Source organism: Planomonospora sp. ID82291, from assembly GCF_015711645.1.
Classification (GTDB): Bacteria; Actinomycetota; Actinomycetes; order Streptosporangiales; family Streptosporangiaceae; genus Planomonospora.
In genome coordinates this window covers 138,942-152,505 of sequence record NZ_JABTEX010000001.1, presented here as the reverse complement: position 1 = coordinate 152,505, position 13,564 = coordinate 138,942, and the positions used below count along the sequence as shown (strand labels likewise).

Annotated in this window: 10 protein-coding genes; 5 read left to right on the top strand and 5 right to left on the bottom strand. The window is 71.4% G+C overall.

All coding sequences use genetic code 11. From position 1 onward, the window contains the following. The first annotated feature begins 68 nt into the window (after positions 1-68). Positions 69-1,325, top strand: a complete 1,257-nt coding sequence (locus HS045_RS00670; RefSeq protein WP_196449236.1) for a cytochrome P450 — start codon at positions 69-71, stop codon at positions 1,323-1,325. Positions 1,326-1,356: 31 nt separating this feature from the next. Here HS045_RS00670 and HS045_RS00665 read toward each other — a convergent pair whose 3' ends face one another. Together HS045_RS00665 and HS045_RS00660 are read right to left on the bottom strand one after the other, a co-directional pair. Next, complete coding sequence (locus HS045_RS00665) at positions 1,357-1,722, bottom strand: DUF5615 family PIN-like protein (RefSeq protein WP_196449235.1); 366 nt, start codon at positions 1,720-1,722, stop codon at positions 1,357-1,359. Continuing rightward, positions 1,719-2,165: a hypothetical protein gene (locus tag HS045_RS00660; protein ID WP_230883376.1), complete on the bottom strand. Its 447-nt coding sequence runs from the start codon at positions 2,163-2,165 to the stop codon at positions 1,719-1,721. Before HS045_RS00660 ends, HS045_RS00665 begins: the two co-directional genes overlap by 4 nt. 221 nt (positions 2,166-2,386) lie before the next feature. Between HS045_RS00660 and HS045_RS00655 the strand changes: the two genes are divergently transcribed. Together HS045_RS00655 and HS045_RS00650 are read left to right on the top strand one after the other, a co-directional pair. Further along, on the top strand, positions 2,387-3,619 hold the full coding sequence (locus HS045_RS00655) for a cytochrome P450 (protein ID WP_196449234.1): 1,233 nt from the start codon (positions 2,387-2,389) through the stop codon (positions 3,617-3,619). A gap of 92 nt (positions 3,620-3,711) precedes the next feature. Then, positions 3,712-4,986: a cytochrome P450 gene (locus tag HS045_RS00650; RefSeq protein ID WP_230883375.1), complete on the top strand. Its 1,275-nt coding sequence runs from the start codon at positions 3,712-3,714 to the stop codon at positions 4,984-4,986. An 87-nt stretch (positions 4,987-5,073) separates the two neighbouring features. On the opposite strand, the gene HS045_RS00645 is transcribed toward HS045_RS00650, so the two are convergent. Continuing rightward, the gene (locus HS045_RS00645) at positions 5,074-6,861 is read right to left on the bottom strand and encodes a hypothetical protein (RefSeq protein ID WP_196449232.1); all 1,788 of its coding nucleotides are present in this window, start codon (positions 6,859-6,861) and stop codon (positions 5,074-5,076) included. 634 nt (positions 6,862-7,495) lie between these two features. Here HS045_RS00645 and leuS point away from each other — a divergent pair. Further along, positions 7,496-9,964 (top strand): leucine--tRNA ligase, encoded by a 2,469-nt coding sequence (leuS, locus tag HS045_RS00640; RefSeq protein ID WP_196450974.1) that lies wholly within the window; start codon positions 7,496-7,498, stop codon positions 9,962-9,964. A gap of 127 nt (positions 9,965-10,091) precedes the next feature. On the opposite strand, the gene HS045_RS00635 is transcribed toward leuS, so the two are convergent. Both HS045_RS00635 and lexA read right to left on the bottom strand, forming a co-directional pair. Continuing rightward, positions 10,092-11,255: an aminotransferase class I/II-fold pyridoxal phosphate-dependent enzyme gene (locus HS045_RS00635; RefSeq protein ID WP_307827333.1), complete on the bottom strand. Its 1,164-nt coding sequence runs from the start codon at positions 11,253-11,255 to the stop codon at positions 10,092-10,094. 179 nt (positions 11,256-11,434) lie between these two features. Next, complete coding sequence (lexA, locus tag HS045_RS00630) at positions 11,435-12,145, bottom strand: transcriptional repressor LexA (protein ID WP_230883374.1); 711 nt, start codon at positions 12,143-12,145, stop codon at positions 11,435-11,437. A gap of 899 nt (positions 12,146-13,044) precedes the next feature. On the opposite strand from lexA, the gene nrdR reads away from it, so the two are divergent. Continuing rightward, complete coding sequence (gene nrdR, locus HS045_RS00625; RefSeq protein ID WP_196449231.1) at positions 13,045-13,506, top strand: transcriptional regulator NrdR; 462 nt, start codon at positions 13,045-13,047, stop codon at positions 13,504-13,506. Positions 13,507-13,564: the final 58 nt, after the last annotated feature.

The window sequence follows — 13,564 nt, the reverse complement described above, 5'->3', positions numbered from 1 at the left end:
CGTCCGGGTGAGCGGGTGTGGCGCGACTCACACTTGACGTAAGTGAGTACTTGCCGAACTCTGAGGCAATGACGGTGAACACGGCGGACATCGACCTGTCAGAGATCCCGTTCTGGGCCCTTCCGCAGACCGAGCGGATGGCGGCCTTCAAGCGCCTGCGCGAGCGGGACCGGCCCGTGTTCGTCAGGGAGAACAAGGTCCCCTTCGTCGGCCACGGGCCCGGCTACTACGCCCTGGTCCGGCACGCGGACGTCTCCGAGGCCAGCAGGAACGCCGGGGTCTTCAGCAGCGAGCCGACGGCCAACAGCATCGTCGACCTGCCCCGGTGGCTGGCGGTCTACTTCGGCTCGATGATCAACATGGACGACCCCCGGCACGCGCGGCTGCGGCGCATCGTGTCGCGGGCGTTCACCCCACGGATCCTGGCCAAGATGGAGGAGGACCTGCAGCGGGCGGCCACCCGGATCGTGGACGAGGCGATCGCGGAGGGCCCCGGCGACTTCGTCACCCAGATCGCCGCCCGGCTGCCGGTCCAGGTCATCTGCGACATGATGGGCATCCCGCCCCGGGCCCACGAGCGGGTGCTGCGCGCCACCAACATCATCCTGGGCAACTCCGACCCGGAGTACACCGGCATCCAGCCCGAGCTCAAGCGCTGGAACGTCGCGCGCGGCCTGGTCAAGCTGATGGGCGCCGGCCGCGAGCTCAACCACCTGGCCGCCCGGCTCGGCCGCGAGCGCCGGGGCCGCTCCACCGGCGACCTGACGAGCCTGCTGGTCAACGGGGAGGAGTCCCTCACCCCGCAGGAGCTCGGCTCGTTCTTCATCCTGCTCGTGGTCGCCGGGAGCGAGACCACCCGCAACGCGATCTCCCACGGCCTGAAGCTGCTCACCGACCACCCCGAGCAGCGCGCGCTGCTGACGGAGGACTTCGAGGGCCGCATCGCCGGAGCGGTGGAGGAGATCGTCCGCTACTCCACCCCGGTGATCCAGTTCCGCCGGACGCTCACCCGCGACCACTCGATGAACGGCATGGACTACCGGCGGGGCGACAAGGTGCTCCTCTTCTACAACTCCGCCAACCGCGACGAGTCCGTCTTCGCCGACCCCGACGCCTTCGACATCACCCGCCAGCCCAACCCGCACGTGGGGTTCGGCGGTCCCGGGCCCCACTACTGCCTGGGCGCCCACCTGGCCCGCCGGGAGATCACGGTGATGTACCGCGAGCTGTTCACCCGGCTGCCGGAGATCCGCTCCAGCGCGGAGCCCTCCTACCTGCTGTCCAACTTCATCAACGGCATCAAGCACCTGCCGTACACCGCCTGACGCGTCCGGCCCGGTCTCGATGCGGCCCGGTCTAGCCGGAGAGCCAGTCCACCTGGCCGGGTGGAGGCAAGCGGTCGTCGACGAGCAGCTCCTCGATCGCGGATATCAACCTGCCGATCGCGGTCTTGGTCCGAGGGAACCGATACGGGCTGCTGTACAGCAGCCCGGGGCACGGTCGCCCATCATGCAGCCGCCCGGCGCGGAGGGTCTCGAAATCGCCGATGTTCTCGGTGAGCAGGCAGCGCTGCTCCTCGACCGCCAGTTCCAGAACCTGGGGATCGGGAAGCCCTCTGCCCTCCGCTCGCTCCGCTATCGCGATGACGTCGTATCCCCGTTCGCGGAGAGCCTCGGCCAATAGAGGCGGGAACATCTCGTCGAGCAGTAGTCGGCCGCTCACGACGCGAGTAGGTCCCGCTCGCGCCTCCATCGGGCTTCGGCCTCTCTTGCCGCGGTGTCGGCTCCCTCGATCTGCGCGTCCACCTCGTCCGGATGGGCGGACCAGTAGCGGGTCGCGGTTCTCACCTGGTGGACGGGCAACCCCGAATATTCGGCGACCATGGCGACGATCTCTTCCGGAGAGGCATCAGGGTCGGAGGCTCGCGTCGCCTTCACCGCTCGGACGATCTCCCATACGTCCGGACCGCCGACGACCACGGCGCGTCTTCCTGTCGGTCCGGTGCGGAACAGCACGCCGGGGTGTTCTTCCATGCGGAGGGCCTCGGTGATGAGCAGGTTGACCGCGGCGGAGACCGACAACCCTGGATGCTCCATGACGAACTTGGCGAGTTTGTCCAGGACCGCATCCTCGAATCGGACGGAGCGCGGGGAGGGTGACATCATGATTACATCGTAGTCATATGTAGTTGAGAAGTCCGCTGATTCGTTTGGTGTGGTTGCCTCTGGCTCGCGGGGCTCGAAGGTGGAAATCGGAGTGAGTCCTCGGTTCGAACGGCCCTTGTGCGGGTCCGCTCTCCAGGCTCTGCCGGCCTTGAAGTCTTGGAGAGGGGAGGGGACGTGTGGGAGGATCGGTGAAACCGAATGCTGTTCTAGTGGAGGCTCGCGTGACGGTTTCGCTGGGCGAGATCGACCTGTCCGATCTGGCGTTCTGGGAGCGGCCGACGGCCGAGCGCGAGGCGGCCTTCGCCGTGCTCCGCGCCCAGCCCGGCCCGGTCCTCTTCCCCGAGCCGCAGATCCCCTTCGCTCCGCCGGGACCGGGGTACTACGCGCTGGTCAGGCATGCCGACGTGGTGGACGCCAGCCGCAACGCGGAGGTCTTCTGCTCGGGCCGGAGCTCGACGAGCATCCAGGACCTGCCGGCGGAGTTCAACGAGTACTTCGGCTCGATGATCAACATGGACGACCCCCGGCACGCGCGGCTGCGGCGCATCGTGTCCCGGGCCTTCACCCCGAAGATGATCGGCCAGTTCGAGGCCGACGTCCAGGCCGAGGCCACCCGGATCGTCGACGCCCTCATCGCCGGGGGGCCCGGCGGCGACTTCGTCACCGAGGTGGCCGCACGGCTGCCCCTGAAGATCATCTGCGACATGATGGGCATCCCCGAGGAGCACTACGGGACGGTCTTCGAGGCGTCGAACATCATCCTGTCCGGCGGGGACCCCGAGTTCATGGACGACCCCGACCGCGCGGCCGAGCTGCTCCTCGGTGCGGGGCAGCGCCTGCAGGACCTGGTCGTCTCCCTCGCCGGCACCGGAGGGGACACCCTCATCACCTCGCTGACCAGCGCCAACATCGACGGCGAGAAGCTGACGATGCAGGAGCTGGGCTCGTTCTTCATCCTGCTGGTGGTGGCGGGCAACGAGACCACCCGCAACGCCATCTCGCACGGCCTGCACCTGTTCACCGAGAACCCCGGCCAGCGGGAACTGCTCCTGGCCGACTTCGACGGGCGCATCGCCGGCGCGGTCGAGGAGATCGTCCGGCTGGCCTCCCCGGTCACCTGGATGCGCCGCACCGTCACCCGCGACCACGAGATGAACGGCCACCCGTACCGCAAGGGCGACAAGGTGCTGCTCTACTACTGGGCCGCCAACCGGGACGAGGAGGTCTTCACCGACCCCCACCGGTTCGACATCCTGCGGACCGAGGGGCCGCACGTGGGCTTCGGCGGGCCGGGGCCGCACTTCTGCCTGGGTGCCCACCTCGCCCGCCGGGAGATCACGGTGATGTTCCGCGAACTGTTCACCCGGATCCCGCAGATCCGCTCGGTCGGCGAGCCCGACCGCCTCCGCTCCAGCTTCATCAACGGCATCAAGCACCTGCGGTGTGATTTCTGAGCGGGGCGGCCCGGCTTCTGATTCCGACGGGCGGGGACGTCCCGGCCGGGCTCCATTGACCTGAGCGAGCACGCCTGCCGATGATGGGCGGTATGAGCGCGATGCCGGGCGAGCACGGGCCGATCACCTCGGCCGCCGACGTCGACCTGTCCGACTACGCCTTCTGGGCCAGGCCGATGAGCGAGCGGGAGCGGGCCTTCGAGCTGCTGCGCGCCCTGCCGCACCCCGCCTTCTACGCCGAGCCGGAGGTCTCCTTCGCGCCCCGGGGCCCCGGCTACCACGCGCTGGCCAGGCACGCCGACATCCTGGAGGCGAGCCGTACCCCCGAGGTGTTCTGCTCGGGGGACGGCGGCGCCACCAACATCCCGGACATGCCGCCGGAGTTCGCCGAGTACTTCGGTTCGATGATCAACATGGACGACCCCCGGCACGCGCGGCTGCGGCGCATCGTGTCCCGGGCCTTCACCCCGAAGATGATCAAAAAGTTCGAGGCCGACGTCGAGGCGGCGGCCACGAAGATCGTCGACGACCTGCTGGACAGGGGGCCGGGCTGCGACTTCGTCACCGAGGTGGCCGCCCGGCTGCCCCTGAAGATCATCTGCGACATGATGGGCATCCCGGAGCGGGACCACGGCTTCGTCTTCGACCGCTCCAACCGGATCCTCGGCGGGTTCGACCCCGAGTACGGCGGAGGCGACCCGGCCACCGTCGCCGAGCACCTGCTCACCGCGGGCATGGAGCTCGACCGGCTGGTGCAGGACCTCGCCGCGCACCGGACCGCGCATCCCACGGGAGACCTCACCTCCGCCCTGGTCAACGCGAACATCGACGGGGAGCGGCTCACCGGCCAGGAGCTGGGCTCGTTCTTCATCCTGCTGGTGGTCGCGGGCAACGAGACCACCCGCAACGCCATCTCCTACGGCCTGCGCCTGCTCACCCGCAATCCCGACCAGCGCGCACTCTGGCTGACCGACATCGACGGCCACGCCCCCGGCGCGGTGGAGGAGATCGTCCGGCTGGCCTCCCCGGTGAACTTCATGCGCCGCAAGGTCACCCGCGACCACGAGATGAACGGCACCCTCTACCGCAAGGGGGAGAAGGTCGTCCTCTACTACTGGTCGGCCAACCGGGACGAGGCGGTCTTCACCGATCCGCTCCGGTTCGACATCCTGCGGACCGAGGGGCCGCACGTGGGCTTCGGCGGGCCGGGGCCGCACTTCTGCCTGGGCGCCCACCTCGCCCGCCGGGAGATCACGGCGATGTTCCGCGAACTCCTCCGCCGGGTCCCGCACATCGAGGGCGGCAGCCCCCAGCGGCTCCACTCCAGCTTCATCAACGGCATCAAGCACATGCCGTGCGACTTCTGACCCGGTCGCGCCGCGCCGAACGGCCGCCCGCCGCGTCCTGGCCGGGCGGAACGGCTGGTCCGCGGTCGTCCCGACCGGACGGAGGGGCTAGCCCGCGGTCGTCCTGACCGCCTTGAAGACGGTGTTGACGTCGGGCAGCAGCTCCTTCTTGGTGTCCGGCACCGACATGTAGACGATCGAGGGCAGGTCGGCCCCGGTGCTCACGGCCGCCACGACCACGGTGGTCACGGACCCGTCCGAGGTGATCTCGTAGGCGGCCAGCTGGGCGGGCAGACCGCCGACCGACAGGGTCTGCTGGGCGGTCTTGCGGGCGCTGTTGCCCTCGGGGAAGAACTTCTTGCGCGCGGCGAGGGTGACCGCGTTGATCACCGGGGCGAGGTTCTCCGGCGAGGTGTAGCGGCTCTTCAACCGGGGCGAGAGCGGGCCCGACATCACCTGCGCGGACTGGGGCCTGCCCGCGGAGTCCTGCCCGGCCGGGACGTACTGCCGGGTGCTGAAACCGTACGTCGTGGGCACGGTCGGGCGGCTGTCCAGCCGCCACGGCGCGCCGAGCCGGGGGAGGGTCAGCGCGGCCCTGGTGTCGGTGAGGGTGCCGGCCACGGGTGACGGCTCGCCCTGGAACCTCGGCAGGCGGGGGACCTTCTTCGGCGCCGTGCTCGGCTTGGGGGTGGCGGAGGGCCGGGTCGCGGCGGCCGCGCTGCCGTCGTCGGTGGCGGCCAGCGGGCCGGCCAGGAACGCCCAGAGCGCCGCGCCGACCAGCGCGATCGCCGCGGACCCGGCGAGCGCGAAGACCCACACGGGCCTGCCCTGCCCGGCGAGGTCCTCCTCCTCGCCCATGGCCTGGTAGTTGTCGCCGAAGACGGTGTTCCACAGCTCCTGCTGACGCTCCGGAGGCGGGGTCTTCGGCCCGCTGATCTGGCCGGCGGTGACGAACGGCCGGTTCGGATCGGAGGGGTCCCGGCTCAGGTGGCCGCCCGCCCGGTCCTGCGCGGGTCCCTGCCCCGGGTGGCCCGGCTGCGGCCCTGGTCCTCCCGGGTGCGGGAGCCGTCCGGGCTGCGTGACCTGCCCCGGGTCGCCGGGCCGTCCCGGGCCCGGGTGCCCGCCCGGTCCGGTCCGGGCCGGGTCGCCCACGGGAGCGGAGCCACCGGCCGGCGCGCCGAAGGCGGCGGTCCGGGCGAAGGGGTCCGCGGAGGCGAACGGGTCGGGTTTGGCGAAGGGGTCCGCGGAGGCGAACGGGTCGGGTTTGGCGAAGGGGTCCGCGGAGGCGGAGGGGCCGGGACCCGTGCCGGGCGGAGGCGTCCAGTCGGGCCGGGGGTCCGCGGCGGGGGGGTTCCACCCGGGCCGGGAGTCCGCGGCGGGGGGATTCCAGCCCGGGCGCGAGTCCGTGCCGTGGGGCGGCGTCAGATCAGGCGAGGAGTCCGCGGCGGGGGGGTTCCACCCGGGCCGGGAGTCACCGGTGGGCGCAGGCGTCCAGTCGGGCCGCGAGTCCGTGCCGGGCGGAGGCGTCCAGCCAGGCCGGGAATCGACCCAGGCCGGTGCGAAGGCGGAGGCCGGCGTCCCGGAGGAGGGGGCGTCCCACCCGCCGTTCTCCGCGGGGGGCGGGGCGGACGGGCGCGCGGCGGTGTTCTCGTGGGACGGCGCGGGTCGCCGGGCGCCGCCACCGCCCTGGGCGCCGGAGGCGTCCGCACCGAACATCTGCTGCCACGAGCGGTTGCCGGGGACCGAGGCCGGCCGGGTGGCATCGCCCCCGGGCGGCCCGTCCTGAGGGAGGCGGGGAGCGGTGCCGAGCGGGTCGCCCGTCCGCGCCGGCGGGGTCTCGGGTGCTTCCTGCCATGCCGGAGGCTGCTGGGGCCGGCTGGAATGATCCGAGGCCATGGATTCCTTACCTCCCGCATGGGTGCCCGAATTATGGGTATTGGGCATGCTCTCATGTGAGGCGGGGTGATTCGCAGGGAAACGGAGGAACGCTTCCCTGAACTGAAGGCCGGTGGGATCGGTCGGAGGGTCCTGCAGGGGCAGGCCCGCCTCCATGGGATCCGGGCCCTGCCCCGGCTCTGCTGAGTGCGCCACGGTGAAAAGGGTAAACGTCCGGGACAGGCGAGGTCACAACGGATCCATCCCCATCGCGTCTCGATCATCCCGGATGCGTGGTCGTCCCCATTGTGCTGACCTGGCGGTTCCGGTGTCTCGGTTTTGCCGTGATCGGGTGCGTTCTTCCCGGTCACGAAGGAGGATTGCGAACTGCGATAGGCTTGCACTATGCGTGCCGCGGCCCTGCTGCTTACCAGGCCGCATCGGCTCTCCCGGCGTTAGGGGGCGCCCCGCGGATCCCGCCGCGCGAGGCCGTACGGCCCGCCGCGACAGGCGCAGGATCGACGGGGTGCGCTCCACGCCTCACCGATGCGGCTGCCCTTCGCGTGAGCGGAGGGTTTTTCTATTGGGGCCGGATGGGTCCAGATCATCTGCGCAGACGTACACCGAGGGAAGAAACGTGAGCGAGCGAGCCGACATGCGACGCGAAGAGCAGCACTACGACCCGCAGGCACTGCAGGTCAAGTGGGGACAGCGGTGGGAGGAGCTGGACCCCTTCCGGGCCTCCGACGACCCCGCGGACACCCGCGAGAAGCGCTACGTGCTCGACATGTTCTCCTACCCCTCCGGCGACCTGCACATGGGTCACGCCGAGGCGTTCGGCATCGGCGACGTCGTCGCGCGCTACTGGGTGCAGAAGGGCTACAACGTCCTGCACCCCGTCGGCTGGGACTCCTTCGGCCTGCCCGCGGAGAACGCCGCGATCAAGCGCAACGCCCACCCCGCCGAGTGGACCTACGCCAACATCGAGACCCAGGCCGCCTCCTTCAAGCGCTACGGGGTCTCCTTCGACTGGTCGACCCGCCTGCACACCAGCGACGCCGCCTACTACCGGTGGACCCAGTGGCTGTTCCTGCGCTTCTTCGAGCGCGGCCTGGCCTACCGCAAGGGCGGCCTGGTCAACTGGTGCCCGAACGACCAGACCGTGCTGGCCAACGAGCAGGTCGTCGGCGGCCGGTGCGAGCGCTGCGGCGCCGAGGTGGTCCGCCGCGAGCTGACCCAGTGGTACTTCAAGATCACCGAATACGCCGACCGGCTGCTGGAGGACATGACGCAGCTGGAGGGCGGCTGGCCCGAGCGCGTGCTGAGCATGCAGCGCAACTGGATCGGCCGCTCCGAGGGCGCCGACGTCGAGTTCGCGATCGAGGGCCGCGACGAGCCGGTCACGGTCTACACCACCCGCCCCGACACCCTGTACGGCGCGACCTTCTTCGTGGTCGCCCCGGACGCCCCGCTGGCCGAGGAGATCGTCTCCGACGGGCAGCGGGCGGCCTTCGAGGCCTACCGGGCCGAGGTGGCCAAGCTGAGCGACATCGACCGGCTCTCCACCGACAAGGAGAAGACGGGCGTCTTCCTGGGCCGCTACGCGATCAACCCGGTCAACGGCGAGCGCATGCCGGTCTGGGCGGCCGACTACGTGCTGTCCGACTACGGCCACGGCGCCATCATGGCCGTGCCCGCGCACGACCAGCGCGACCTGGACTTCGCCCGCGCCTTCGACCTGCCGGTCCGGGTCGTGGTCCACACGGGCATGGCCGACCCGGGCGAGACGGGCGTGGCGACCTCCGGTGACGGGGAGATGGTCAACTCCGGCCCCCTGGACGGCCTGGACAAGACCTCCGCGATCCGCAGGATCATCGAGATCCTGAGCGAGCGGGGCACGGGCAGGGCCACGGTCAACTTCCGGCTGCGCGACTGGCTGCTGTCGCGCCAGCGCTTCTGGGGCTGCCCGATCCCGATCGTCCACTGCGCCGACTGCGGCGAGGTGCCCGTCCCGGACGAGCAGCTCCCGGTCACCCTGCCCGACCTGCGCGGCGAGGCCCTGGCGCCCAAGGGGGCCTCCCCGCTGGCCTCGGCCGCCGACTGGGTCGAGACGGCCTGTCCGAAGTGCGGCGGCGCCGCCCGGCGGGACACCGACACGATGGACACCTTCGTCGACTCCTCGTGGTACTACCTGCGCTACGTGGACCCGGACTACACCGGCGGCCCGTTCGACGTGGAGAAGGTCCGCCAGTGGGGCCCGATCGACCAGTACGTCGGCGGAGTGGAGCACGCGATCCTGCACCTGCTGTACTCCCGGTTCTTCACCAAGGTCCTGCACGACATGGGCATGGTCGACTTCACCGAGCCCTTCACCCGCCTGCTCAACCAGGGCCAGGTGATCAACCAGGGCAAGGCGATGTCCAAGTCGCTGGGCAACGGCGTGGACCTGGGCCGGCAGATCGACGCCTTCGGCGTGGACGCCGTCCGGCTGACCATGATCTTCGCCGGTCCGCCCGAGGACGACATCGACTGGGCCGACGTCTCGCCCGCCGCGTCGCAGAAGTTCCTGGCCCGCGCCTTCCGGGTGATGACCGACGCCGGCGAGGCCTCCGCCCCGGGCGTCGACTTCGCCACCGGTGACCTGGGACTGCGCAGGGTCGTGCACCGGACCGTCGACGAGGTCACCAAGCTGGTCGAGACCCACCGCTTCAACGTGGCGGTGGCCCGCATGATGGAGCTGACGAGCGCGGCCCGCAAGGCCATCGACTCCGGTCCCGGCGCCGCCGACCCGGCGGTCCGGGAGGCCGCCGAGGCGCTGGCCGTCATGCTGTCGCTGGTCGCGCCGTACACGGCCGAGGAGGGCTGGGAGCGCCTGGGCCACCCGGCCTCGGTCGCCCGGGCGGGCTGGCCGGTCGCCGAGGCCGCCCTGCTGGTCGAGGAGTCCGTCACCTGCGTCGTGCAGGTCGCCGGGAAGGTCCGCGACCGGCTGGAGGTCTCCCCGGAGATCTCCGAGGACGACCTGCGGGCCCTGGCACTGGCCTCGGACAAGGTCCAGGGCTTCCTGTCCGGTACTCCGCGCAAGGTCATCGTCCGCGCGCCGAAGCTGGTCAACATCGTCCCCTGAGGCGACGGGAAGGGGGCGGGTTCCCGAGGGAGCCCGCCCCCACGGTGCTCCGCGCCGCCGCGACGCGCGCCGTCGAGGCCCCGGTGCGGGCCCGGTCCGTCATGACCGGGGCGTCACGACCGGCGCGTCACGACCGGGATTTCACGGCCTGGGCGATCCGGTCCAGGATCTCCGAGAGGATCGGGCCCGAGGTGGCGAAGTTCAGCCGGGCGAAGCCCTCTCCGCCGGGGCCGAACGGCGGTCCCGGGCTGAGCATCACCCGCGCCTCGCGCTTCAGGAACCCGGCGGGGTCCTCGCCCAGAGCCAGGTCCGTGAAGTCCAGCCAGGCCAGGTAGGTGGCTTCGGGGACCCGGTAGCGCACGCCTGCGGGGAGCGCTCCGGCGACCAGGATCCGGTTGCGGTCGAGCGCCGTCCTGACCTCCTCCAGCCAGCCGTCCCCGTGCGTCCAGGCCGCGACGGTCGCGTCGACCCCGAACACGTGGGCCGCGCCGTACAGGTGCCTGGGCTGGGCGGTCATGGCGGCACGCAGCGCGGGCGGGCCGAAGTGCGCCACCGAGCAGCGGATGCCGCCCAGATTGAAGGCCTTGGTGGCGGAGGTCAGCGTGACGGTCCGCTCCGGCAGCAGCGTGGCGAAGGGGACGTGCACGGACGGGGCGTGGGTCAGGTCGGCGTGGATCTCGTCGGAGACGACCAGCAGGTCGTGGCGTTCGGCGAGCTCGGCGAGGGTTGTCAGCTCCTCGCGGGTGAACGAGCGCCCGGTCGGGTTCTGCGGGTTGACCAGCAGCAGCACCCGGCAGCGGCCCTCGGCGAGCCGGGCGGCCAGGGCGTCGGCGTCGAAGCTCCAGGATCCGTCCGCGGGCTCCATCGGGATCGGAAGCGGCGGCCGGTCCATGTCGGCGAGCGTCTCCAGGAAGGGCGGATAGGTGGGGACGTGCAGCGCCACCTGGTCGCCGGGCCGGGTGGCGACGTGCAGGACGACCTGGAGGGCCTGGTTGATGTCGGTGAAGGAGCGCACGTGGGCCGGGTCGGCGCGCCAGCCGTGCCGCCGCTCCATCCGCGCGGCGAAGGCCTCCGCCAGCGGACCGTCCCCGAGCCGGTCGAGCCAGGCGGGGTATCCGAGGTCGCCGCGGACCCGGCGGGCCAGGGCCTCCCGTACGGCGGAGGCGACCGGGAAGTCCATGTCCGCGATCCACGCGGGGATCACCCCGGGGTCGGCGAGGGACCACTTCGCCCCGTCCCGGGCGGTCAGGCTCTCCAGCGTCAGATCGTTCAGATCGGATGTGTCGCTCACCGCCCCAGCCTAGGCGGGGGCGGCGAGCATGCGGAGGCCGCGGTCCGGGACGGGTGCGAACCGGACGGGTCCGGAGGCCCGGGCCGTGCTGCCGCCCGCGGAGCGCGTGCGAACCGGGGGCGGCCGGAGGCTCAGGCCGGTCCGACCCCGCGGCCGGCGCCGGTCGCGGGGGCTGCGACTCAGAGCTTGCGGAGGACCGCCACGACCTTGCCGAGGACGGTCGCCTCGTCACCCGGGATCGGGTCGTAGTTGGAGTTGTGCGGGACCAGCCAGATGTGACCGTCCCTGCGCTTGAAGGTCTTGACCGTGGCCTCGCCGTCGATCATCGCCGCGACGATGTCGCCGCTGTCGGCGACCGGCTGCTGGCGCACGACCACCCAGTCGCCGTCGGCGATGGCCGCCTCGATCATCGAGTCACCGGTCACCTGGAGCAGGAAGAGCGTGCCCTCGCCGACGAGTTGCTTGGGCAGGGCGAAGACGTCTTCGATGCTCTCCTCGGCGAGGATGGGGCCACCGGCGGCGATCCGGCCGACCAGGGGCACGTAGGAGGCCGTCGGGCGGCTGACGGGCGCCTCGTCGGTGCTCGCGTCGGGATCCACCCAGAGCACGGGCTCGCCGGGCAGGCGGACCTCCAGCGCACGGGGACGATGCGGGTCACGCCGCAGATAGCCCTTGCGCTGCAACGCCGTCAACTGGTGGGAGACACTGGAGGTGCTGGTGAGCTGCACCGCCTCGCCGATCTCGCGCATCGACGGGGGGTAGCCCCGCTGCTGCACCGAATCGCGGATCACCTCGAGGATCTTGCGCTGCCTGGGGGTGAGGCCGAGGGAGTCACGCCTGCGCACCGCCAGGTCACTGACGGCCGCACCGTTCTCTTTGTGCTCGCTCATGCGATCTCCTCGCCTCCCGGTCTGTATTCCTCATGTCGCACACAGCGACCGTACCGCCGTCGAAGATCATCTTCAAACAATTGTTCGAGTCTTCCTCGAAATCGGCGACGGCGTGGTGTACAACATCGTACGGGAGTTCGATCGACACCGTGTTCGATTCACCGATCTTTCTTCGACCTGTGTTCGGCCAGGCCGGGGCGATGGGAGGGCCATGGAGGCGACCACGCGGACAGGGCGATCCCGACGGGGGCGGGCGTCCGGGCGGTCCCGGCCGCACCTGCGGCTGATCGAGGGCGGAAGGGCGCACCTCCGGGCGGCGGACGGCGGCCGCCCGGGGCCGGGCGGGGGCCGGTCGCGGGCGACGGGGGAGGGGCGCTCCGGAGGCGCGGGCGAAGGCCGGCCGGGCGGGTCGGGCGGGAGGCGGCCGCATCCGGGAGCGGGCGGGCGGGCGCGCCGGAGGCCGGCGACCGGGCGGGGGGCCGGGGCGCGGAGAGGGGGCCGCCGCCCCGCCGCTCCGCCCCTCCGGCTCACCCGCCGGGGCAGGGGTGCGGCGGTGATCGTGCTGCTCGCGGCCGGTCTCGTCGTCCTCTGGGTGATCGCACGCCTGCTGCCCGCCTAGGGCGAGGCGCGGGAGGGGCGTGGGGCGGGAGGCCGGCGACACGCCCGAGTGGCCCCCCTGATCAGCGCCTTCACTCGGGACCCGCCGATCAACTTGCGTTCATCGGCGCGCACTTCTACGGTTGCACCACAACATCTAGTGGCACCACCCGCCCCGTTTCACCATAAGTTGTGTTTCTGTTACCGCACTTCACCTCCGCTGGTGAAGGAGTGCGGGCATTTCCGCATGGCATGGCACGGCGGCGCGTGGGGCAGGTGAACCGGTCAGGGAGGCGACGCACGTGCACTGTCCGTTCTGTCGTCATCCTGACACGCGGGTCATCGACAGCCGGTCCACGGAGGACGGCGGGGCCATCCGCCGCAGGCGCACGTGCCCGCAGTGCGGGCGCAGGTTCACCACGCAGGAGACGGTCCTGCTGATGGTGAGCAAGCGCAGCGGGGTGACGGAGCCGTTCTTCCGGGACAAGGTGATCGCCGGGGTCCGGCGGGCGTGCCAGGGACGGCCCGTCAGCGAGGACTCCCTGGCGCAGCTGGGCCAGCGGGTCGAGGAGAGCATCCGGGCGACCGGAGCCGCCGAGATCCCCGCCCACGAGGTCGGGCTGGCGATCCTGGGTCCGCTCCGCGAGCTGGACGAGGTCGCCTACCTCCGCTTCGCCTCCGTCTACCGGGGGTTCGAGACGCTGGCCGACTTCGAGGCCGAGATCGAGCAACTGCGGGCGGACCGTTCCGCCCCGCAGGACTGAGGAAGTCGATCCCCGGGCGCCGGGGGACATGAGGCGGCGCGTTGATTGGTCCGACTCG